Source organism: Streptomyces sp. NBC_01351 (assembly GCF_036237315.1).
Classification (GTDB): domain Bacteria; phylum Actinomycetota; class Actinomycetes; order Streptomycetales; family Streptomycetaceae; genus Streptomyces.
Window position 1 is genome coordinate 5262427 of record NZ_CP108356.1, and the last position, 20059, is coordinate 5282485.

The window sequence follows — 20059 nt, forward strand, 5'->3', positions numbered from 1 at the left end:
GGGCATACCCCCCGAACGTCACCCACCGCACGTACGTGCGGCAACCAACGTCCGGTGGCCCGCGTCTTCCACAGGGACACCCCCTAGAGTGGGCCGGAAACCCGATCGAGACAGCGGATCGGCACAGCAGATCGACACAGCAGCAGGGAGCGCGAGACGTGCGGCCAGTCGGCAGCAAGTACCTGCTCGAGGAGCCGCTCGGGCGCGGCGCCACGGGCACTGTCTGGCGTGCCCGCCAGAGGGAGGCCGCGGGCGCCGAGGCGGCCGTCGCAGGTCAGCCCGGTGAGACCGTGGCGATCAAGGTCCTCAAGGAGGAGCTGGCCCAGGACCCGGACATCGTCATGCGCTTCCTGCGGGAGCGCTCCGTCCTGCTGCGCCTGACCCACCCCAACATCGTCCGCACCCGCGACCTCGTCGTCGAGGGCGATCTGCTCGCCCTCGTCATGGACCTGATCGACGGCCCGGACCTGCACAAGTACCTCCGCGAGAACGGCCCCTTCAGCCCGGTCGCCGCGAGCCTGCTGACCGCCCAGATCGCGGACGCGCTCGCCGCCAGCCACGCCGACGGCGTCGTCCACCGCGACCTGAAGCCCGCCAACGTGCTGCTCGACGAGCGCGGCGGCCAGATGAAGCCGATGCTCACCGACTTCGGCATCGCCCGCCTCGCGGACTCCCCGGGCCTGACCCGCACGCACGAGTTCGTCGGCACCCCCGCCTACGTCGCCCCCGAGTCGGCCGAGGGCCGCCCGCAGACCTCCGCCGTCGACATCTACGGCGCCGGCATCCTGCTCTACGAGCTGCTCACCGGACGCCCGCCGTTCGCCGGCGGCAGCGCCCTCGAAGTGCTCCACCGCCACCTCAGCGAGGACCCGCAGCGCCCCTCGACGGTGCCCGAGCCGCTGTGGACGGTCGTCGAGCGCTGCCTGCGCAAGGAACCGAACGAGCGCCCCAGCGCCGTGAGCCTGGCCCGCGCCCTGCGCGTGGTCGCCTCCGGCATCGGCGTGCACTCCTCGGCCGCCGAGGTGGAGGCCGCGCTCGGCGTCGGCGCCCTGCTCGCCCCCGACCCCTCCCCGGCGCCGGTCCCCGAGACCGCGGGCGCCTCCGACGCCACGCAGGTGCTGCCCGGTGGCGTCGGCGCGGGCGCGCCCGCGGGTGCGTACGACCCGAACGCCATGACCAGCGTCATGTCGCCGGTCGGCGGCGCCGACCCGACCTCCGTCATGCCGCCCGTGCAGCAGCCGGACCAGCCGCACCCGTGGCAGTCGCAGCTGCAGGGCGTCCGCGACCGCAACGAGCAGACGCAGATCCAGTACCTCGACCCGAGCGAGGACCCCCTGCGCCGCCGTCCGCAGCGCCAGGCGCCCCCGCCGCCGCAGCACCGGCCGCAGCAGCCTCCGCAGCAACAGCAACAGCCGTACCGGCAGGGCCCGCCGCCGCAGCAGCCTCCCCAGTACCGGCAGCCCCAGCAGCAGCCGCAGCACCAGCAGCAGCCGCAGCACCAGCAGCAGTACGCGCCTCCGCCGCCGCAGCACTACCAGCCGCAGCAGCAGCACCAGCCTCAGCCGTACCAGCAGCCCCAGCCGCCGCAGCAGCCCCAGTACCGCCAGCCGCAGCAGCCCCCGCAGGCTCCGCCGCCGCAGCAGCCGGTTCCCCGTGAGCCGCGCGAGCCGCGCCGCCGGAGCGCCAACCCGGTGAAGATCCCCGGCCTCGGCTGCCTCAAGGGCTGCCTGGTGCTGATCCTGATGTTCTTCGTCGCGGGCTGGCTCATCTGGACGTTCACCCCGCTCCAGGAGTGGGTCGGCACCGGCCGCGGCTGGTGGGACCAGCTGTGGACCTGGGGCTCCGACATCGCCGACTGGGTGGGCACCATCGGGGAGGCCACGGACTCCACGGGCTCCACCCAGCCCTGAAACGGACCCCTGTAGCGCCGAGTTCGTGGATTTGTCGACTTCTGGGACGTGTTTTCGCCCGCAGAAGTGAAGGTCACCGCGAATCAGGGCCCCTGCTGGCCTCCAACGGGCACCCGGCCGCGTAGCTTTGGTGCGGTACGCCAGCCGCTGAGGGAGCAGTCGTGGCACGGAAGATCGGCAGCCGGTACACCGCGCACCAGATCCTGGGGCGCGGCAGCGCGGGCACGGTGTGGCTGGGCGAGGGGCCTGACGGGCCCGTCGCCGTCAAACTGCTGCGCGAGGACCTCGCGTCCGACCAGGAACTGGTCGGACGGTTCGTCCAGGAGCGCAGCGCGCTGCTCGGCCTGGAGCATCCCCACGTGGTCTCCGTCCGCGACCTCGTCGTCGACGGCAACGACCTCGCCCTCGTCATGGACCTCGTACGCGGTACGGACCTCCGCACGCGCCTCGACCGTGAGCGTCGGCTCGCCCCCGAGGCGGCCGTCGCGATCGTCGCGGACGTGGCCGACGCGCTGGCCGCGGCGCACGCGGCCGGGGTCGTACACCGGGACGTGAAGCCGGAGAACGTCCTGCTCGACATGCAGGGCCCGCTCGGCCCGGGCGGCGCGCATCCGGCGCTGCTGACCGACTTCGGCGTGGCCAAGCTGATCGACTACCCGAGGCGGGCCTCGGGCCGGGCCGTGGCCACCACCACCCGGATCATCGGCACCCCGGACTACCTGGCCCCGGAGATCGTCGAGGGCCTGCCCCCGCGGGCGGCCGTCGACATATACGCCCTGGCCACCGTGTTGTACGAGCTGCTGGCCGGCTTCACCCCCTTCGGCGGGGGCCACCCCGGCGCGGTGCTGCGGCGGCACGTCACCGAGACCGTCGTCCCGCTCCCCGGGATCCCCGACGAGCTGTGGCAGCTGATCGTGCAGTGCCTGGCGAAGGCCCCCGCGTCCCGGCTGCGCGCCTCTGAGCTGTCGGTCCGGCTGCGGGACCTCCTCCCGCTCCTGGCCGGGATGCCGCCGCTGGACGTGGACGAGCCGGACGACGCGGATCCGGAGCCGGAGTTCTCGGAGGAAGCGGCCGCCGTGGCCGACCCGGTGCGCCGCCGGGGCGTGGTTCCCCTCGTCCCCGGGTCCGCGACGGACTCCAACCGCGACACCCACACCTCGATGCGGGTGCCGGGGCCGGACGAGCTGGCCGGCGGCGCGCTGGGCACGGCGCGGGTCCCCCGCCCGGCGGGCGGCCACCGGCCGGGCTCCGCCCGCCACCGCGCGGAGGCCGCACGTAAGCGCCGCCTGGCGCTGTCGGGTGCGGCCGTGGCGCTGACCGCGGTGGTCGGCCTGGGCACGTGGCTGGCCGTCTCCGGCGACGACGCCGCGCCCCCGCAGGACAATAAACAGTCGGGCCCCCGCACCCCGTAACGCGGGTGCGCCACCGTTGTCGGGGGGCTGCCCCCGAACCCCCGCGCCTCAAACGCCGGCGAGGCTGGAGATGCCGCTGCGCGGCACCCTGGGCTCTGCCCAGACCTGCTCCTCAAACGCCCGACGGGCTGGAATTGCCCTCCGGGCGATCCAGCCCGTCGGGCGCAGGGTTGCGCTGCGCGCACTTACAGGCTGACGCCGGCCAAAATCCAGCCTCGCCGGCGTTTGAGGCGCGGGGCCTGGGGCGGAGCCCCAGGGGCCCGGCCGGCTAGGCCACCACCAGTTCCGGGTGCCAGCGCCGCGCCACGGCCGGGTGGGCCCGGACCCAGCCCTTCAGCTCGTTGCGGCCGTACTCCGCGTGCAGCGGGTTCGACGCGTCGTGCAGGACGCCCGGTGCCGAGCGGAGGTACTCGCCCGGCACCGTGTCGATCACCGCGTCCAGCCGGGGGTTGTAGAAGAACGGCACCGAGTAGCGCTCGACCGCGCCCGGTGGGCTGACCACGCGGTGGTCCGTCGCCGTCAGGTAGCCCTCCGTCGCGATCTCCAGCAGCTCGCCCAGGTTGACCACGAAGGCCCCCGGAAGCGGCGGGACGTCGAGGTAGCCCCCGTCCCGGACCACCTGGAGGCCGCCCACGGAGTCCTGGAGGAGCAGGGTGAGGAAGCCGTAGTCCTTGTGGGCGCCCACGCCCTGGTCGGTGCCCGAAGGGGCGGATCCCGGGTAGCGGATCAGCTTCGTGTGCAGGTGGGGGCGGTCCGCGAAGGCCGCGTCGAAGAAGTCCGCCGGGGCGCCGATCGAGGCGAGGAGCTCCTGGAGCAGCCGGTGGGCCACCGCGGCGAGGCGGGACTGCCAGTCCAGGACGACCGTACGCAGCTCCGGGAGCGCCGCCGGCCACTGGTTCGGGCCCTCCAGCCACAGGTACGCCGGGTCGCCCGGCTCCAGGACCGGTGCCGGGCGCTCCGCGCCCACGTCCAGCTGGTCCCGCCAGTCGGAGGCCCCGCCCGTCAGCTCGTGCCCGATCCGGGTGTAGCCGCGGAAGTGCGGGGAGTTGAGGTTGCTCACGGCGAGCCGGTCGGCCTCCGGGAGGGCGAAGAACTCCCTGGTCAGGTCCAGGATGCGGGCGCTCTCCGCAGCGGTGATGCCGTGCCCGGTCAGGTGCAGGAACCCGGAGTCCCTGGCAGCTGCGTGCAGCTTCTTCAGGAATTCGGCCCGCTGGGCCGGGTCGTCGGCCTGGGAGAGGTCCAGGACGGGGAGGGAGGTGTGCGCGGACGGCATGACGGCTCCGTTTCGGGATGTCACGGGGTCCTGTTCCCCTACGGGTGGCGGGGGACGCGGGTGGGGAGGAGCCGCCGGCAGGGATGGCGCCGGGACCGCTGGGCCGCGTACAGGACCAAGTCGGATCGGGGTGGATCAGGCTTGGGACAGGTCCGGCGGCAGACAGCTCGACGTCGTGACACGCATGTGGTCCACATGGCGGCGCTTGACGAGAAGAACGGTCATACGCTGAGCGTACGCCCGTACGAGCCTCCATCAGTACGGGTGATTCGGCCTGCCCGGACGGCCTTGTCCGAGGACCGGCTACGCTGGACCCGTGGCAGTCGTCGATGTTTCCGAAGAGCTGAAGTCCCTCTCCTCGACCATGGGGTCGATCGAGGCCGTCCTGGACCTCGACAAGCTGAGGGCAGATATCGCCGTGCTCGAGGAGCAGGCCGCCGCGCCGTCCCTGTGGGACGACCCGGACGCCGCCCAGAAGATCACGAGCAAGCTTTCGCACCTCCAGGCGGAGGTCCGCAAGACCGAGACCCTCCGGGGCCGCATCGACGACCTCGCGGTGCTGTTCGAGCTCGCCCAGGAAATGGACGACGCGGACACCCTCGCCGAGGCCGAGACCGAGCTGGTCTCCGTCCGCAAGGCGCTGGACGAGATGGAGGTCCGGACCCTGCTCTCCGGCGAGTACGCCGAGCGCGAGGCCCTGGTCAACATCCGCGCCGAGGCCGGCGGCGTCGACGCCTCCGACTTCGCCGAGCGCCTCCAGCGCATGTACCTGCGCTGGGCCGAGCGCCACGGCTACTCGACCGAGATCTACGAGACCTCGTACGCGGAAGAGGCCGGCATCAAGTCGACCACCTTCGTGGTCAAGGCCCCCTACGCCTACGGCACCCTCTCCGTCGAGCAGGGCACGCACCGCCTCGTGCGCATCTCGCCCTTCGACAACCAGGGCCGCCGCCAGACCTCCTTCGCGGGCGTCGAGGTGCTCCCGGTCGTCGAGACCAGCGACCACGTCGAGATCGACGAGGCCGAGCTGCGCGTGGACGTGTACCGCGCCTCGGGCCCCGGCGGCCAGGGCGTCAACACCACCGACTCGGCGGTCCGCATCACGCACCTGCCGACCGGCATCGTGGTCTCCTGCCAGAACGAGCGCTCGCAGATCCAGAACAAGGCCAGCGCCATGAACGTCCTCCAGGCCAAGCTGCTGGAGCGGCGCCGCCAGGAGGAGAAGGACAAGATGGACGCCCTCAAGGACGGCGGAAGCTCCTGGGGCAACCAGATGCGCTCCTACGTCCTGCACCCGTACCAGATGGTCAAGGACCTGCGGACGGAGTTCGAGGTCGGCAACCCGCAGGCGGTGCTCGACGGCGAGATCGACGGCTTCCTGGAGGCCGGGATCCGCTGGCGCAAGCAGCAGGAGCAGACCGCGTAAGGCCGAGCGTGCGTGAAGGGCCCGGACACCATCGGTGTCCGGGCCCTTCCGTCTGTTCACGGCATGTGATCGGTACGCCTACGCGGTCTGCTGCGCCACCAATACGAGCGCTGCCACGAGGATCACCATGAGCACGATGAGTGTCGCGGGGTTCAGGCCGGAGAAGGGGCCCTCCTGCTGCTGGAGGCGCTCCCGGTTCGCCCGGCACACCGGGCAGCGGCCCTGGCTGACGGGCGCGGCGCAGTTCGCGCACACGAGCCGGTCATATGTCATGCGCTCCTCCTTTCGTCCCCTTGGCCCTCTTACTCATGTACAACGGCGCGGGGAACCGCTCCGTTCCCCCTACCACTGTGCCAGCTTCGCCGGCATTCGGCTCGGCCCGTCCGGGCAATCGCGGTCAGGTACCTCTCGGACCCGTGGACATATGGGGCAACTCCGGTTGCCGGGTCCCCACCTCGCGCCCGTTCGCGTATGGTCACGCACACCTACTCCCGGCGACCGTGGTGCACCCGTGATCCGATTCGACAGCGTCTCCAAGTCCTACCCGAAGCAGAGCCGTCCCGCACTCAGAGAAGTCTCGCTCGACATCGCGAAGGGCGAGTTCGTCTTCCTGGTCGGCTCCTCCGGCTCCGGCAAGTCCACCTTCCTGCGGCTCATCCTGCGCGAGGAGCGGGCGAGCCACGGCCAGGTGCACGTCCTGGGCAAGGACCTCGCCAAGCTCTCCAACTGGAAGGTTCCGCAGATGCGGCGCCAGCTGGGGACCGTCTTCCAGGACTTCCGCCTGCTTCCCAACAAGACGGTGGCCGAGAACGTCGCCTTCGCCCAGGAAGTCATCGGCAAGCCGAGGGGCGAGATCCGCAAGGCCGTTCCGCAGGTCCTGGAGCTCGTGGGCCTCGGCGGCAAGGAAGACCGGATGCCCGGCGAGCTCTCCGGCGGTGAGCAGCAGCGCGTGGCCATCGCCCGCGCCTTCGTCAACCGGCCCGCCCTGCTGATCGCGGACGAGCCCACCGGCAACCTCGACCCCCAGACCTCCGTCGGGATCATGAAGCTGCTGGACCGGATCAACCGGACCGGCACCACCGTGATCATGGCGACGCACGACCAGCAGATCGTGGACCAGATGCGCAAGCGCGTCATCGAACTCGAACAGGGCCGACTCGTACGCGACCAGTCGCGCGGCGTCTACGGCTACCAGCACTGAAAGGCCCTTGAGACGTCATGCGCGCCCAGTTCGTCATGTCGGAGATCGGCGTCGGCCTCCGTCGCAATCTCACCATGACCTTCGCGGTCATCATCTCCGTGGCCCTCTCGCTGGCCCTCTTCGGCGGCTCCCTGCTCATGCGCGAGCAGGTGAGCAAGATGAAGGGCTACTGGTACGACAAGGCCAACGTCACGCTCTACCTCTGCAACAAGCAGGACGCCCAGGAGGCCAGCGAGGCCGCCGCCAAGGCCACCGCGGCTGCCGGAGCGCCGGCCTCCACGGGCGTCACCACCTGCGGCAAGGGCGCGGTCACCGAGGACCAGAAGAAGCAGATCGAGTCCGAGCTCAAGCAGATGTCCCTGGTGAAGTCCGTCGCCTACGAATCGGCGGACGAGGCCTACAAGCACTACCAGGAGCGCTTCGGCAACACGGCGCTCGCCTCCTCCATCACCCCGGACCAGATGCAGGAGTCCTTCCGGGTCAAGCTGAAGGACCCGGAGAAGTACAAGGTCGTCACCTCGGCCTTCGTCGGCCGTGACGGCATCCACACCGTCGACGACCAGCGCCAGGCCATCGACGACCTCTTCAAGATCCTGAACTACCTGAACGTCGCCGCGCTCGCCATCATGCTGATCATGCTGATCGTGGCGCTGCTGCTGATCGTCAACACCGTGCGCGTCTCCGCCTTCAGCCGACGGCGGGAGACCGGGATCATGCGGCTGGTCGGCGCGTCCAGCTTCTACATCCAGGTCCCCTTCATCATGGAGGCCGCCGTAGCCGGGCTCATCGGCGCGCTCTTCGCGTGCGCCATGCTCGTCTCCGGTCAGTACTTCGTCATCGACCACGGCGTGGGCCTGCGCGACAAGATCCAGCTGATCGACTTCATGGGCTGGTCCTCGGTGCTCGCCAAGCTCCCGTACGTCCTCTTCATCGGGCTGCTGATGCCCTCCATGGCGGCGTTCATCGCGCTGCGCAAGTACCTGAAGGTGTGACAAGCGCCCCGCGAGCGGTCCGGTCAACCATCCGTACCGCAGCGGGGCTTGTCCTAGACTCGGCGCCATGCCGGGTCTGCCCGCCTTCTGTCTCCGGCCCCGCGACCTCCGTCGCGGGGCCGTCTTGACGTTGGCCTTCCTCGCGTCCGTCGCGACCGCCGCGGGCACCGGCTGCTGGGACCGCGAGGAGGGCCCCGCCGCCGCCGCGCTGGTGGCAGGAGCCCCCGAACCGCCCCGCGCCACCGGGACCGCCGACCGCGAGGCCGTGGCCCGGGCCGTCGCCGAGGCCGTCGCCGAGGGCAAGTCCGGCAAGAACGCCGCCCAGGAGGTGGTCAGCCGCAGCGGCGACCGCTGGGGCACCGTCTACGACCAGGGCGAGTACGCCGCCTTCGCCGAGGGCCTCGACGGCCGCTGGACCGGCGTCGGGCTGTGGGCGCAGCGGGCCCGCGACGGCCGGATCCAGGTCGACAAGGTTCAGCCCGACAGCCCCGCCGCCCGGGCCGGCCTGCGCGCCGGGGACCGGCTGCTGAGCGTCGACGGGCACGCCGTCACCGGCCTGGCCGTCACCGACGTGATCGCCCTGCTGCGCGGCGAGGCCGGCACCCCCGTCGTACTGAACCTGAGCCGGGACGGCTCCGACCTCACCGAGACCGTCCGCCGCGAGCAGCTGCGCACCGAGCCGGTGACCGTACGGCAGCTCCCGAGCGGCATCACGATCATCAAGGTGGCCTCCTTCACCCGCGGCTCGGGGGATCAGGTCAAGGCGGCCGTCCGCGCCGCCCCGCCCGGCGGCGGGGTCATGCTCGACCTGCGCGGCAACCCGGGCGGGCTGGTCACCGAGGCGGTGGCGGCCGCCTCCGCCTTCCTGGACGGCGGGCTCGTGGCCACGTACGACGTACGAGGGGAGCAGCGCGCCCTCTACGCGACCCCCGGCGGTGACACGACCCGGCCGCTGGTGGCCCTGGTGGACGGCGGCACGATGAGCGCGGCCGAACTGGTCACGGGCGCCCTCCAGGACCGCGGCCGGGCCGTGGCGGTCGGCAGCCGCACCTTCGGCAAGGGATCGGTCCAGATGCCGACGGAACTCCCCGACGGCTCGGTGGCCGAACTGACGGTCGGCACCTACCGCACTCCGGGGGGCCGCAGCCTCGACGGCAGCGGGATCACCCCGGACCTGGCGGCGGGCGAGCGGGTCGAGGAGCGGGCCGCCGCGGTATTGGGTGGCCGAGGGGTGGGTCCGTAGTGCGAAAATGACCGCACTATGGCTAAGGAAAAAGGGCGCAAGCTGATCGCCCAGAACAAGAAGGCGCGGCACGACTACACGATCATCGACACCTACGAGTGCGGTCTCGTGCTCACGGGTACCGAGGTCAAGTCCCTGCGCCAGGGCCGGGCCTCGCTGGTGGACGGCTTCGTGTCGGTGGAGAGCGGCGAGGCCTGGCTCTACAACGTGCACGTGCCGGAGTACAGCCAGGGCACCTGGACCAACCACAGCGCCCGCCGCAAGCGCAAGCTCCTCCTGCACCGCGAGGAGATCGACAAGCTGGACTCGAAGACCGGCGAGACGGGCAACACGATCGTGCCGCTCTCGCTGTACTTCAAGGACGGCCGGGCGAAGGTCGAGATCGCGCTGGCGAAGGGCAAGAAGGAGTACGACAAGCGCCAGTCCCTGCGTGAGAAGCAGGACACGCGCGAGACGAACCGGGTGATCTCGGCCGTGAAGCGCAAGGAGCGCGGTCAGCTGTAATCGCCTGGCATCTCGTGGTCCACTTCGCGTACCATGGCGTCAGCACCCGCCGCTCGCGGTGGGAGCAGCTTGTTAAAAAAACATGGGGATGATCGGTTTCGACAGCGGATGTCGATGCAGGGGAAGCGAGCCGAGGAAGCGGCAATGATCTCGTTAACCACCTGTCGCAAACAATAATCGCCAACTCCAAGAGCGATAACTCCCGCTTCACCCTCGCTGCCTAATAACAGTGAGCTGAAGCCTCTGTGAGGAGCGTCAGCCCGGAAGTGGTCCCGGTCCGGATCCTGGCGTCAATTAGGGATCTAAACTTCTAGCCCCGGTCACGGGGGTTGGAAGGAAATCAAACAGTGACTGAGCCCGTCGGAGACTTGTCCGTGTGATCTCCGGGGCTGAGAAAAGCGCAGCGGAATGCGCTCGGAGAAGCCCTGCTTCTGCACCGTTGGACGCGGGTTCGATTCCCGCCATCTCCACTCATCCCATGTGGGCAAAGGCCCCGCTACCGGTATTCGGTGGCGGGGCCTTCGTCATGTCACTGGCGGTAGCGGGCCTTGAGGATCTTCGGGGCGGCCGTGGCCGCGCCCTCGCGGTCGCGTGCGACGGCCGCCATCAGGCGCTGGGCGTTGGCCGGGGAGCGCAGCAGGTAGACGGTCTCCTGCCCGGAGTCGTAGTCGTCGGCGGACATGAGGACGGCGTCGCCGTTCTTGGACGTGATGCGCACCGGGGTGTGGTCGGCGTTGACCCGCTCGATCGGCGGGAGCAGGGCTGCCCTGGCTTCGTCGGCGCTCATGGACATGGGGACCGCTCCTCTCCGAGTTGTACGAGCCCATGGTGAGGGACAGGTACGGGAAACGCCGCGAATGCCCCGCAGCCGGAATCCGGCTGCGGGGCATTCGTCATGCGGGGTGGGGTGCCGTCAGGCGCAGTACGGCACCTTGTTGAGGTTCAGCGCGTAGCGGGCGGCGATCCAGCCGCGGCCGTCGGCGAGCTTGTACCAGATCGCATTGCCGTCGACGTTCTGGCCGTTGACCTTGCACTGCAGCTGGACGACCGAGCCGTGGCCGACCTTGCCGACCTTCCCGTACTGGGTGCCGGGGCCCGAACGCACGCCCAGGCTGCCGCCCGGCTTGACGATGCGGGCCTTCGACTTGTGCGTGGGCTTCGGGGGCTTGGGCTTGTCGTGGTGGTGGCCGCCGCACTTCTTGCAGTGGCCGGGCTTGCCGGGCTTACCGGTGTCGCCCTTCGGGCCCTTGGGGCCCTGTGGCCCCTGGGGGCCCTGCGGGCCGGGCTTTCCGGGGCGGCCCTTCTTGCCCTTGTCGCCCTGGTCGCCCTTGTCACCCTTCGGGCCCTGCGGCCCGGGCTTTCCGGGGCGGCCCTTCTTGCCCTTGTCGCCCTGGTCACCCTTGTCGCCCTTCGGGCCGGCAGGTCCCTGGGGACCCTCCGGGCCCTGGGGTCCTGCGGGGCCTCCGGCCGGGCCGGCCGGGCCCGTGTCGCCCTTCGGGCCCTCGGGTCCCGGGGGGCCTCCGAGGGGGCCGGTGTCGCCCCGCGGGCCGGTGTCGCCCTGGGGTCCTTCGGGTCCGGCGGGACCCGGGTTGCCCTGCGGGCCCTGGGGGCCTTGCGGGCCCTCGGGTCCCGGGGGGCCTCCGAGCGGGCCGGTGTCGCCCCGCGGGCCGGTGTCGCCCTGGGGTCCTTCGGGTCCGGCCGGGCCCGGGTTGCCCTGCGGGCCCTGAGGACCACCGGGGCCCTGGGGTCCCTGCGGGCCGGCGGGGCCCTGGTCGCCCTTGTCGCCCTTGGGGCCCGGCTTGCCCGGCCTTCCGGGCTTGCCGTGGTGGCCGGGCTTTCCGTCGTGGCCGTGGTGTCCGTCGTCGCCCGGGTCTCCCTTGTCGCCCTTCGGGCCGGTCACCGGGGTGGCGACGGCGAACAGGGCGGGCGCCTCGGTGCCGGTCGCCCACTCGCCGCCGATCAGGGTGGTGCCCTGCGGGGCGTTCGCGTCGACCTTCACGGACACGCCGAGTTGGGTCTGGGTCTTCGCCGCGAAGCGGAAGCCGGCGCGGGTACCCGCGTTGCAGGTCAGCTGACGGGCGTCGGCCGAGCGCGTGCAGGGCGTGGCCGCGCGCTTGCCGTCCCAGTAGAAGCGGGCCTCGGGGAAGGTCGTCCGTTCCGGAGCGGTGATCCGGAAGGTGCTGCTGAGGGTCGGCTGCGATCCGCCGAGGGCCGCGATGACGACCCGGCCCGTCTTGCCGGGGGCGATCGAGGGGAGGTACGGCTGCGAGAACCGGATGTTCGACGAGTCGGCCAGGGCCGGAACGGCCGGCACCAGAGCGGTCGCGGTGACGGCCGCGACGATCAGGGCCGAGGACACGGAGCGGGAAGCAGACAGCAAGGGGTGTTCCTCCGCAAAGGGAAGGGCGCTGGGGAATGCACCCCCAGTTATTGCGGATCATGAGCTGTGGTCGTGAGTACCACGCGGGCACGGTCACTCGGCCGCCGGATGAATCCGCCCGGTTGCGGCCGGTACGAGGACGAGTACGAGGGCCGGCAGCGCGGCCGCCGCCGGCAGCAAGTACGCCGCCACCGGGCCGGCGTGGTCGACCGTGAGGCCCGCGCAGGCCGAACCCGCCGCGATGCCCGCGAGGATGGCGGTGACCGCGAGGGTCATGCCCTCGTTGAGCCGGCCCTCGGGGGTGCGCGCGTGGACCAGGGACATCGCGGTGACCATCGTCGGGGCCGTGGCCATCCCGGCGAGGAGCAGGGCGGCGCAAAGGGCGGCCAGGGAGCCCGTGTTCGCCGCCGCCCACGGCAGGGTCATCAGCAGGGCCAGGACGATCACGCAGGCCCGCAGCGAGCGGGGGCGCAGGGTGCCGTAGAGCAGTCCGGCCGCGCAGGATCCCGCCGCCTGGAGGGCCAGCACCAGGCCGGAGGCCGCGCCCAGACCCTGCTGTTCGAGGTGGGCGATGGAGGCCACCTCCATCGAGCCGAAGACCGCGCCGAGGGCCAGGAAGAGGAGCAGCAGCGGGGCCAGGGCGCGCAACGGGGAGCCGCGCCGGGGCGCCGCCGTCACCGGGGGCTCCGTGGCGCGCCGACTGACGAAGACCAGCATGCCGGTGAGGAGCAGGGCCGCCCCGGTGAGGGTGCCCGCCTCGGGGAAGACGGCGGTGCAGAGCAGGGCCGCCAGGACCGGGCCGAACATGAAGGAGAGCTCGTCGGCGGCCTGTTCGAAGGACATCGCCGTGTGGTGGGCGGCCGGGGATCCGCGCAGCAGGTGCGTCCAGCGGGCGCGGGACAGGCCGCCGATGTTCGGGGTGGTGGCGGTCGCGGCGTAGGAGGCGAAGAGGGTCCACGCGGGGGCCTCGGTACGGACGCACACGACCAGGGAGAGCGAGCCGAGGACCGCGATCAGCGTTGCCGGGAGGGCGATCCGGGCCTGGCCGTGCCGGTCGACGAGCCGGGCGGTCCAGGGCGCGACCAGCGCGGTGGCGGCCAGACCGGTCGCGGTGACCGCGCCGGCGAGGGCGTACGAACCGCGCTGGCCGGCGATCATCATGACCGCGCTGATCCCGAACATGCCCATGGGGAGCCGGGCGATCAGGTTCCCGGCGGTGAAGGCGCGGGTGCCGGGGAGCGCGAAGAGGCGGCCGTACGGCCCGCGCGGCCGGGTCCGGGGGCGGGGGCGCGGCGGGGTGGCGATGACGAGGGTGGTGCCGGTGACGGTCATGCGGGGGGAGCGGGCGGTGGCCGGGGCGGTGGCAGGGGTGGCAGCGGTGGTGGTGGCGGGCATGGGGAAAGCCTCGGGCCGGGCCGCAGCCCCGGTCCAACACCTGTTCGGAGCCCATTCACATCATCATGTTGTTAGTCTCCGGGGGTGATGCCCCGTGATGTGGAACCCCGCCTGCTGCGCGGCTTCGTCGCCGTCGCCGAGGAACTGCACTTCACCCGCGCCGCCGCCCGCCTCTACGTCGCCCAGCAGGCGCTCAGCCGGGACGTCCGCCGGCTGGAACGGACCCTGGGCACGACCCTGCTCGTCCGCACCACCCGCGCCGTCGAGCTGACCCCCGACGGGGAGCGGCTGCTCCCGCCGGCCCGGCGCGTGCTGGCCGCGCACGAGGCGCTCGCCGCCGCCTTCACCGCCCCCCGCGCCCTCCTCGTCGACCTCAACACCGACGGGCCCTGCACCCCCAGGACCGTGCTGGAACGGGCCCGCGAACTCGCCCCCGACAGCGAGCTGATGGCCCGCTTCGAGAGCGGCCTCACGCACGCCGCCGCCGAGATCGCCGCCGGGCGCCTCGACGTCTCCTTCGGGTACGCCGACGGGCTGGACCCGGCGCTGCGGGCGGGGCTCGCCGTGATGCCCGTGCGGTACGAGCCGCTCGCCGTGCTGCTGCCCGAGGGGCACGCGCTGGCCCCGCTGGAATCCGTACCGCTCGACGCACTGGCCGGGGAGACCGTGTACGCGGGCGACGGGAACCCGCGCACCGCCGAGTGGACGGGGCTGGCGCGCGAGCTGTTCGCCGGGCGGGGCATCGAGGTGGCGCCGCCCGCGCCGGTGGCCATCGGCAAGGAGGAGTTCCGCCGGGTCATGACCAAGACCCGCAACCCGGTGCTGGTGACCGTGGACTTCCTCGACATGCCGGCCTCCGTGAAGCGGCCGCTGACCGACCCGGTGCCGCTGTCGCCGCTGTCCATGGTGTGGCGCAAGGGCTTCTCCCACCCCGGCCTGGACGCCCTGCGCACCGCGGCCGCCGACCTGGCGGCCGAGCGGGGGTGGCTGGATCAGCCTCCCGGCAGCAGGCTGCCGAAGGGGCTCACACCCCGCCGCGGCGGCGGGTGAGAGCAAGGTTTCGCGACGGTCATCCGGCGGGGACCGGGGCCGAAACGCGCCCTTCCTACGGTCGTCACCACGGACGCGACAGCTGTGGAGGCGTGTGATGACCGGTACGACCGCACCGCGCAAGGGGGGCCGCTGGATCGAGCAGTGGGATCCCGAGGACGAGACCTTCTGGAAGGAGGGCGGCGAGAAGATCGCCCGCCGCAACCTGGTCTACTCCGTGCTCTCCGAGCACATCGGCTTCTCCATCTGGTCGCTCTGGTCCGTGATGGTCCTCTTCATGAGCCCCGCGTACGGGATCGACCCGGCCGGCAAGTTCTTCCTGATCGCCACCGCCACCTTCGTCGGGGCGGTCGTCCGGGTGCCGTACACCTTCGCCGTGGCCCGCTTCGGCGGCCGGAACTGGACCATCGTCAGCGCGCTGCTCCTGCTCGCGCCGACGGTTGCCGCGCTGGTCGTGATGGAGCCCGGGACCTCGTACGGGACCTTCCTGCTCGTCGCGGCCCTCACCGGGGTCGGCGGAGGCAACTTCGCCTCCTCCATGACGAACATCAACGCCTTCTTCCCGCTGCGCAAGAAGGGCTGGGCGCTCGGCCTGAACGCCGGCGGCGGCAACATCGGCGTACCCGTGGTGCAGCTGGCGGGACTGCTGGTCATCGCCACCGCCGGGGCCACCGAGCCGCGGCTCCTGCTCGCCGCCTACATCCCGCTGATCGTGATCGCGGCCGTGCTGGCGGCCGTACGGATGGACAACCTGGCGCCCGTGCGCAACGACACGGGCGCGGTCCGCGAGGCCGTCAAGGACGCGCACACCTGGATCATGTCCTTCCTCTACATCGGCACCTTCGGGTCCTTCATCGGATACAGCTTCGCCTTCGGGCTGGTGCTCCAGACCCAGTTCGGCCGCACCCCCCTCCAGGCCGCCTCGCTGACCTTCATCGGGCCGCTGCTCGGCTCGCTGATCCGGCCGGTGGGCGGGGCGCTCGCGGACCGGTTCGGCGGGGCGCGGATCACGCTGGGGACCTTCGTGGCCATGGCCGCCGCGACCGGCGTGGTGGTGTTCGCCTCGCAGCGGCAGTCGCTGCCGGTGTTCCTCGTCGGCTTCGTGGCGCTCTTCGTCCTCAGCGGGCTCGGCAACGGATCGACGTACAAGATGATCCCCGGCATCTTCCAGGCCAAGGCGCTCGCCCGCGGCATGAGCGGCGAGGCCGCGGCCGCCTACGGGCGACGGCTCTCCGGGGCCTCCATGGGGCTGATCGGGGCCGTCGGCGCGCTGGGCGGGCTCGGCATCAACCTGGTCTTCCGGGAGGCGTTCCTGAGCTCCGGGTCGGGCACGGCGGCCTTCGTCACCTTCCTCGGCTTCTACGCCGTGTGCTGCGCGGTGACCTGGGCGGTATACCTTCGCCGGCCGGCGGCCGCGGTGCTGCCGACGGCCGGGGCCGAGGTGAAACCGCAGCTCACGTCGGTGTAACCGGGGCGAAATACGGGGGAACCGAGCCTGACACGGCACCTTGGCAGGCTCGGTCCACCCGTAACGCCCCCGCCCCCCATGCGTCACTAGGCAGGTCACGATGTACGAGACCAAGACCGGCCCGCTCGCGGGCTTCACCGTCGGCGTCACCGCGGCCCGGCGGGCGGACGAACTCATCGCCCTGCTCCGGCGGCGCGGCGCCGCCGTCGTGCACGCGCCGGCGCTGCGGATCGTGCCGCTCGCCGACGACAGCGAACTGCTGGCCGCGACCAAGGAACTGATCGGCTGCGCCCCGGACGTGGTCGTGGCCACCACCGCCATCGGCTTCCGGGGCTGGATCGAGGCCGCCGACGGGTGGGGGATCGGCGAGGAGCTGCTGGCGCGGCTGCGGGCCACCGAACTGCTGGCGCGCGGACCGAAGGTCAAGGGCGCCATCCGGGCCGCCGGGCTCGTGGAGACCTGGTCCCCGGACTCGGAATCCCTCGCGGAGGTACTGGAACGGCTGCTGGCCGGCGGGGTCGCCGGGCGGCGGATCGCGCTCCAGCTGCACGGGGAGCCGCTGCCCGGCTTCGTCGAGGCGCTGCGGGCCGGCGGGGCCGAGGTGGTGGTCGTCCCGGTGTACCGGTGGATGGCCCCGGAGGACCTGGCCCCGCTGGACCGGCTCCTCGACGCGGTGATCGGCGGCGGGGTCGACGCGGTCAGCTTCACCTCGGCACCGGCAGCGGCCTCGCTGCTGTCCCGGGCGGAGGAGCGGGGCGTTCGGGAACCCCTGCTGGAGGCACTGCGGGGCGTGGGCGGGGGGCCGTCCGTGCCCGTGCTGTCCGCGTGCGTGGGGCCCGTGACCGCGCTGCCGCTCCAGGCGCACGGGGTGGACACCGTGCAGCCGGAGCGGTTCCGGCTCGGCCCGCTGGTGCAGCTGCTCTGCCAGGAACTCCCGGGCCGGGCGCGGGTCCTGCCGGTGGCCGGGCACCGGGTGGAACTCCGCGGGCACGCGGTCCTGCTCGATGCGGAACTGCGGCCCGTACCGCCCGCCGGGATGGCCCTGCTGCGGACGCTGGCGCGGCGCCCCGGATGGGTGGTGTCGCGGGCTGACCTGCTGCGGGCCCTGCCGGGGGCGGGCCGCGACGAGCACGCCGTGGAAACGGCGATGGCCCGGCTGAGGGTGGCGCTGGGGGCGCCGAAGCTGATCCAGACGGTGGTCAAGCGGGGGTACCGGCTGTCGCTGGACGCGGGCGGAGAGGTCAAGTACGGGGAGACTCCCGCCGGTTAGGCGCTCTGGGTTAACGTGCCCGAATGATCATTGACGGGGTGGAGATGAGGGGCCTCGAGCTCGGCGACGCCGCCGCGCTGGCCGAGGCGTTCGCGCGCAACCGGGCGTACATGGCGGCCTACGAGCCGGTGCGACCGGAGGCCTACTTCACGGAGGCGGGGCAGCTGGCCCGCATCGAGAGCATGCTCGACGACCGGGACGGGGGGCGGCTGCTCCCGTGGGTGCTCGTCGAGGCGGGTGCCGGCGGTGCGGTGGTCGGGGCGATCAACCTGGGCTCCATCGAGCTCGGCCCGCTGTGCAGCGGTGGCGTGGGCTACTGGGTCGACACGGCCTGGCACCGGAAGGGGCTGGCCTCGGCCGCACTGGAGGAGGTCCTGCGGGTCGCCCGCGAGGAGGTGGGGCTGCACCGGGTGGCGGCCGGGACGCTGACCGACAACGTGGCCTCGCAGGCGGTCCTGCGGAAGGCGGGCTTCGAGCAGTACGGGCTCGCGCCGCGGTACCTGCACATCAACGGCGCCTGGCGCGACCACCGCCTCTTCCAGCGGCTGCTGCACGACGACCCCCCGGCCGGGTAGCCCCCCCGGGGCGGGTGCGGCGCCGTTGCCGGGGCGCTCCACCCTGCCCGGCGTTTGAGGGCACGGGCGCGCAGCGCACGTACGGGGTCTGGGGCGGAGCCCCTGGGGGCACCTCCCAGCGGTAGCTGGGGGAGGAACGGTGGGAGGGCGGGCAGGGGACAGCCCCCGCGCAGCGGCAACCCAACGCACGGGGGACGGACCGGTTCGGGGGCTTCCGGATGGGCGCGCGGGGCGGCAATCTGGTGGGGCGCCCCACGACGCGAGGCGGTGACGGGCATGCGGTTCGACTCAGGGCGGGTCTGCCTGGACCTGGTGGCCACTGAGCGCATCCGGGACGGCGACGAGCTGCGGACGTGGCTCGCCGGCGCCGGGCTGGTCCCCGGCCGGACCCCGCTCGCGCGGGTCGGGCCCGACTGGGTGGCGGCCTTCCAGGACCTGCGCCGGGACGTGGAGGCCCTCGTACGGGCCGAGCTGCACGGAACCGAGCCCGAGGAACAGGCCCTGGCCCGGGTCAACGCACTGGCCGCCGGACCACCCCCGGGCCTGTGTGCCGTACGCGACCAAGAGGGACACCTCGTACGGGAGTTGTGCGGCGGCGTGGAATGCGGCGCGCTGCTCGCGGCGGTCGCCCGCGATGCCGTGGAGCTGCTGACCGACCCCGGGGACCTCGCCCTGCTGCGGGCCTGCGAGGGCGACGGCTGCGCCCGCATCTACCTGGACACCTCCCGCGGGCACCGCCGCCGCTGGTGCTCCAGCGAGCTGTGCGGGAACCGCGAGCGGGTGGCCCGGCACCGACGGCGGGCCCGCACGGGGGTGGGGACGTAGGGGGGCGCTTCCTCACGGTGCGGGCGGGCTTCTGCCCCCTCGGGCCCCGCTCCGGGGCGGTGTTTGCCCACCCGCCCCCGGCCTGCGGGCCCGGACTTCGGCGGGCGGGGCTCGAGCCGGCCCCGCTCCGGGGCGGTGTTTGCCCACCCGCCCCCGGCCTGCGGGCCCGGACTTCGGCGGGCGGGGCTCGAGCCGATCGGAATCAGAGCAGCCTGGGGGTCTCCCGTCAGTCCCATGGTCCTTCCGTGTCGGGCCGGCCTGTCAAGGGCGCTCACTGCGTTCGCGTCGCTTCGCGACGGCCTTCGGCCGCCCTTGACAGACCGACCCGCCCCGGAAAGACAAGGACTGCCGGGAAACCCCCAAAGGAACGGGCCGGTAAGAAGGAAATGGACGGGCACGTCGGTGATGCACGGTCGGGTTTCCGGTCGGCAGGCCCCGGCGAGGTCCCTTCCAGGCCCGATTCCGGGTCTGGGGCAGCCCAACCACCGTCAAACAGCGAACAGGTGACGCTGGCGGGCAGTCAGACGGGCCCCACGCACCAGATCGCTACGCGCTCCTCGCCAACGGCGTCCGACAGCCGTCTCGGGCTGATATCCGCACCAGAGCGAGACCAGCAGCACATCAGAGTCCGACGAGCGCAGCCGATCGCTACGCGCTCCTCACATCTCGGCGTCTGCGGCTCGTCTCTTCACTTGCCCGTCTCAGCCGTCAGGTCGCAGCGGCCTGCGGCTCAGCCTCGGCGACGGGCCTTCACCGCGTCGGTGTACTGCTCGCGCGTCAGGTCCTGCGTGCCGATGCCGAGCTCGGCAAGAACCCCGCGCACGTCATCCAGCGCCTTGGTCAGGTCCTTCTCCTCGACGAGGGTCTCCACCTCAAGGAACGTCCCGTCCAGCTCGGGAACTCGGACCAAGGTGGCGAGCATCTGCCTGCCTCGTGCCTCGAAGGAGTAGTTCCTGCACCGCTTCTCGAATGCGATGGCCGGTACATAGCCGAGGCCGTACAGGGTCGCGTGCATCGCCTCAAGGGCGGCCGAAGGCCGTCGCGAAGCGACGCGACCGAAGGGAGCGCCCTTGAGGGACCGGCCCGACACGGAAGGACGATGGGACTGACGGGAGACCCCCAGGCCTCTCTGATT

17 protein-coding genes, 1 other RNA gene and 1 pseudogene are annotated in these 20059 nt (G+C 72.2%); 13 read left to right on the forward strand and 6 right to left on the reverse strand.

Translation table 11 applies throughout. The features are described from left to right. The first annotated feature begins 158 nt into the window (after positions 1-158). Together OG625_RS24215 and OG625_RS24220 are read left to right on the forward strand one after the other, a co-directional pair. Positions 159-1910 carry a serine/threonine-protein kinase gene (locus OG625_RS24215; protein ID WP_329384918.1) on the forward strand — a complete coding sequence of 584 codons (1752 nt, stop codon included), beginning with the start codon at positions 159-161 and terminating at the stop codon, positions 1908-1910. 161 nt (positions 1911-2071) lie between these two features. Further along, positions 2072-3322 carry a serine/threonine-protein kinase gene (locus OG625_RS24220; protein WP_329384921.1) on the forward strand — a complete coding sequence of 417 codons (1251 nt, stop codon included), beginning with the start codon at positions 2072-2074 and terminating at the stop codon, positions 3320-3322. Between the two features lie 268 nt (positions 3323-3590). On the opposite strand, the gene OG625_RS24225 is transcribed toward OG625_RS24220, so the two are convergent. Continuing rightward, complete coding sequence (locus OG625_RS24225; RefSeq protein ID WP_329384923.1) at positions 3591-4595, reverse strand: isopenicillin N synthase family dioxygenase; 1005 nt, start codon at positions 4593-4595, stop codon at positions 3591-3593. 316 nt (positions 4596-4911) lie between these two features. Between OG625_RS24225 and prfB the strand changes: the two genes are divergently transcribed. Further along, on the forward strand, positions 4912-6021 hold the full coding sequence (prfB, locus tag OG625_RS24230; protein WP_329384925.1) for a peptide chain release factor 2: 1110 nt from the start codon (positions 4912-4914) through the stop codon (positions 6019-6021). Between the two features lie 78 nt (positions 6022-6099). Here prfB and OG625_RS24235 read toward each other — a convergent pair whose 3' ends face one another. Beyond that, positions 6100-6294, reverse strand: a complete 195-nt coding sequence (locus OG625_RS24235) for a hypothetical protein (protein WP_329384927.1) — start codon at positions 6292-6294, stop codon at positions 6100-6102. Between the two features lie 238 nt (positions 6295-6532). On the opposite strand from OG625_RS24235, the gene ftsE reads away from it, so the two are divergent. From ftsE to ssrA, 5 genes are all read left to right on the forward strand, one after another. Then, a complete protein-coding gene (ftsE, locus tag OG625_RS24240; RefSeq protein ID WP_030771648.1) occupies positions 6533-7222 on the forward strand; it encodes a cell division ATP-binding protein FtsE in 690 nt (229 codons plus the stop codon). A gap of 17 nt (positions 7223-7239) precedes the next feature. Next, positions 7240-8214 carry a permease-like cell division protein FtsX gene (ftsX, locus tag OG625_RS24245; RefSeq protein WP_329384929.1) on the forward strand — a complete coding sequence of 325 codons (975 nt, stop codon included), beginning with the start codon at positions 7240-7242 and terminating at the stop codon, positions 8212-8214. Between the two features lie 67 nt (positions 8215-8281). Next, complete coding sequence (locus OG625_RS24250; protein ID WP_329384931.1) at positions 8282-9457, forward strand: S41 family peptidase; 1176 nt, start codon at positions 8282-8284, stop codon at positions 9455-9457. Positions 9458-9475: 18 nt separating this feature from the next. Then, positions 9476-9961 (forward strand): SsrA-binding protein SmpB, encoded by a 486-nt coding sequence (gene smpB, locus OG625_RS24255; RefSeq protein WP_031146214.1) that lies wholly within the window; start codon positions 9476-9478, stop codon positions 9959-9961. Between the two features lie 84 nt (positions 9962-10045). Beyond that, positions 10046-10434, forward strand: a transfer-messenger RNA (tmRNA) gene (gene ssrA / locus OG625_RS24260). Between the two features lie 56 nt (positions 10435-10490). On the opposite strand, the gene OG625_RS24265 is transcribed toward ssrA, so the two are convergent. The 3 genes from OG625_RS24265 to OG625_RS24275 form a co-directional block, all read right to left on the reverse strand. After that, positions 10491-10754 (reverse strand): type II toxin-antitoxin system Phd/YefM family antitoxin, encoded by a 264-nt coding sequence (locus OG625_RS24265; protein ID WP_329384934.1) that lies wholly within the window; start codon positions 10752-10754, stop codon positions 10491-10493. 120 nt (positions 10755-10874) lie between these two features. Further along, a complete protein-coding gene (locus tag OG625_RS24270; RefSeq protein ID WP_329384936.1) occupies positions 10875-12341 on the reverse strand; it encodes an SH3 domain-containing protein in 1467 nt (488 codons plus the stop codon). Positions 12342-12434: 93 nt separating this feature from the next. Continuing rightward, positions 12435-13736, reverse strand: a complete 1302-nt coding sequence (locus OG625_RS24275; RefSeq protein ID WP_443067764.1) for an MFS transporter — start codon at positions 13734-13736, stop codon at positions 12435-12437. Positions 13737-13823: 87 nt separating this feature from the next. On the opposite strand from OG625_RS24275, the gene OG625_RS24280 reads away from it, so the two are divergent. From OG625_RS24280 to OG625_RS24300, 5 genes are all read left to right on the forward strand, one after another. Next, complete coding sequence (locus OG625_RS24280) at positions 13824-14786, forward strand: LysR family transcriptional regulator (protein WP_329384938.1); 963 nt, start codon at positions 13824-13826, stop codon at positions 14784-14786. 97 nt (positions 14787-14883) lie between these two features. After that, a complete protein-coding gene (locus OG625_RS24285; RefSeq protein WP_329384940.1) occupies positions 14884-16254 on the forward strand; it encodes a nitrate/nitrite transporter in 1371 nt (456 codons plus the stop codon). 100 nt (positions 16255-16354) lie between these two features. Next, entirely contained in the window at positions 16355-17524 is a 1170-nt protein-coding gene (locus OG625_RS24290) for a uroporphyrinogen-III synthase (RefSeq protein WP_329384942.1), read from the forward strand. 23 nt (positions 17525-17547) lie between these two features. Then, positions 17548-18099, forward strand: coding sequence for a GNAT family N-acetyltransferase (locus tag OG625_RS24295; RefSeq protein ID WP_329384945.1), 552 nt, complete (start codon positions 17548-17550; stop codon positions 18097-18099). Positions 18100-18375: 276 nt separating this feature from the next. Then, entirely contained in the window at positions 18376-18924 is a 549-nt protein-coding gene (locus OG625_RS24300) for a CGNR zinc finger domain-containing protein (RefSeq protein ID WP_329384947.1), read from the forward strand. A 730-nt stretch (positions 18925-19654) separates the two neighbouring features. On the opposite strand, the pseudogene OG625_RS24305 reads toward OG625_RS24300, so the two are convergent. Continuing rightward, positions 19655-19945, reverse strand: a pseudogene (locus OG625_RS24305) (class IV adenylate cyclase); the annotation flags it as partial. Between the last annotated feature and the right edge of the window lie 114 nt (positions 19946-20059).

Excerpts from the sequence above, each read along its gene's own strand:
- OG625_RS24225 (WP_329384923.1), bottom strand. The coding sequence starts at position 4,595 with ATGCCGTCCGCGCACACCTCCCTCCCCGTCCTGGACCTCTCCCAGGCC.
- OG625_RS24235 (WP_329384927.1), bottom strand. The coding sequence starts at position 6,294 with ATGACATATGACCGGCTCGTGTGCGCGAACTGCGCCGCGCCCGTCAGC.
- ftsX (WP_329384929.1), top strand. The coding sequence starts at position 7,240 with ATGCGCGCCCAGTTCGTCATGTCGGAGATCGGCGTCGGCCTCCGTCGC.
- OG625_RS24250 (WP_329384931.1), top strand. The coding sequence starts at position 8,282 with ATGCCGGGTCTGCCCGCCTTCTGTCTCCGGCCCCGCGACCTCCGTCGC.
- smpB (WP_031146214.1), top strand. The coding sequence starts at position 9,476 with ATGGCTAAGGAAAAAGGGCGCAAGCTGATCGCCCAGAACAAGAAGGCG.
- OG625_RS24265 (WP_329384934.1), bottom strand. The coding sequence starts at position 10,754 with ATGTCCATGAGCGCCGACGAAGCCAGGGCAGCCCTGCTCCCGCCGATC.
- OG625_RS24275 (WP_443067764.1), bottom strand. The coding sequence starts at position 13,736 with ATGCCCGCCACCACCACCGCTGCCACCCCTGCCACCGCCCCGGCCACC.
- OG625_RS24280 (WP_329384938.1), top strand. The coding sequence starts at position 13,824 with ATGCCCCGTGATGTGGAACCCCGCCTGCTGCGCGGCTTCGTCGCCGTC.
- OG625_RS24285 (WP_329384940.1), top strand. The coding sequence starts at position 14,884 with ATGACCGGTACGACCGCACCGCGCAAGGGGGGCCGCTGGATCGAGCAG.
- OG625_RS24290 (WP_329384942.1), top strand. The coding sequence starts at position 16,355 with ATGTACGAGACCAAGACCGGCCCGCTCGCGGGCTTCACCGTCGGCGTC.
- OG625_RS24295 (WP_329384945.1), top strand. The coding sequence starts at position 17,548 with ATGATCATTGACGGGGTGGAGATGAGGGGCCTCGAGCTCGGCGACGCC.
- OG625_RS24300 (WP_329384947.1), top strand. The coding sequence starts at position 18,376 with ATGCGGTTCGACTCAGGGCGGGTCTGCCTGGACCTGGTGGCCACTGAG.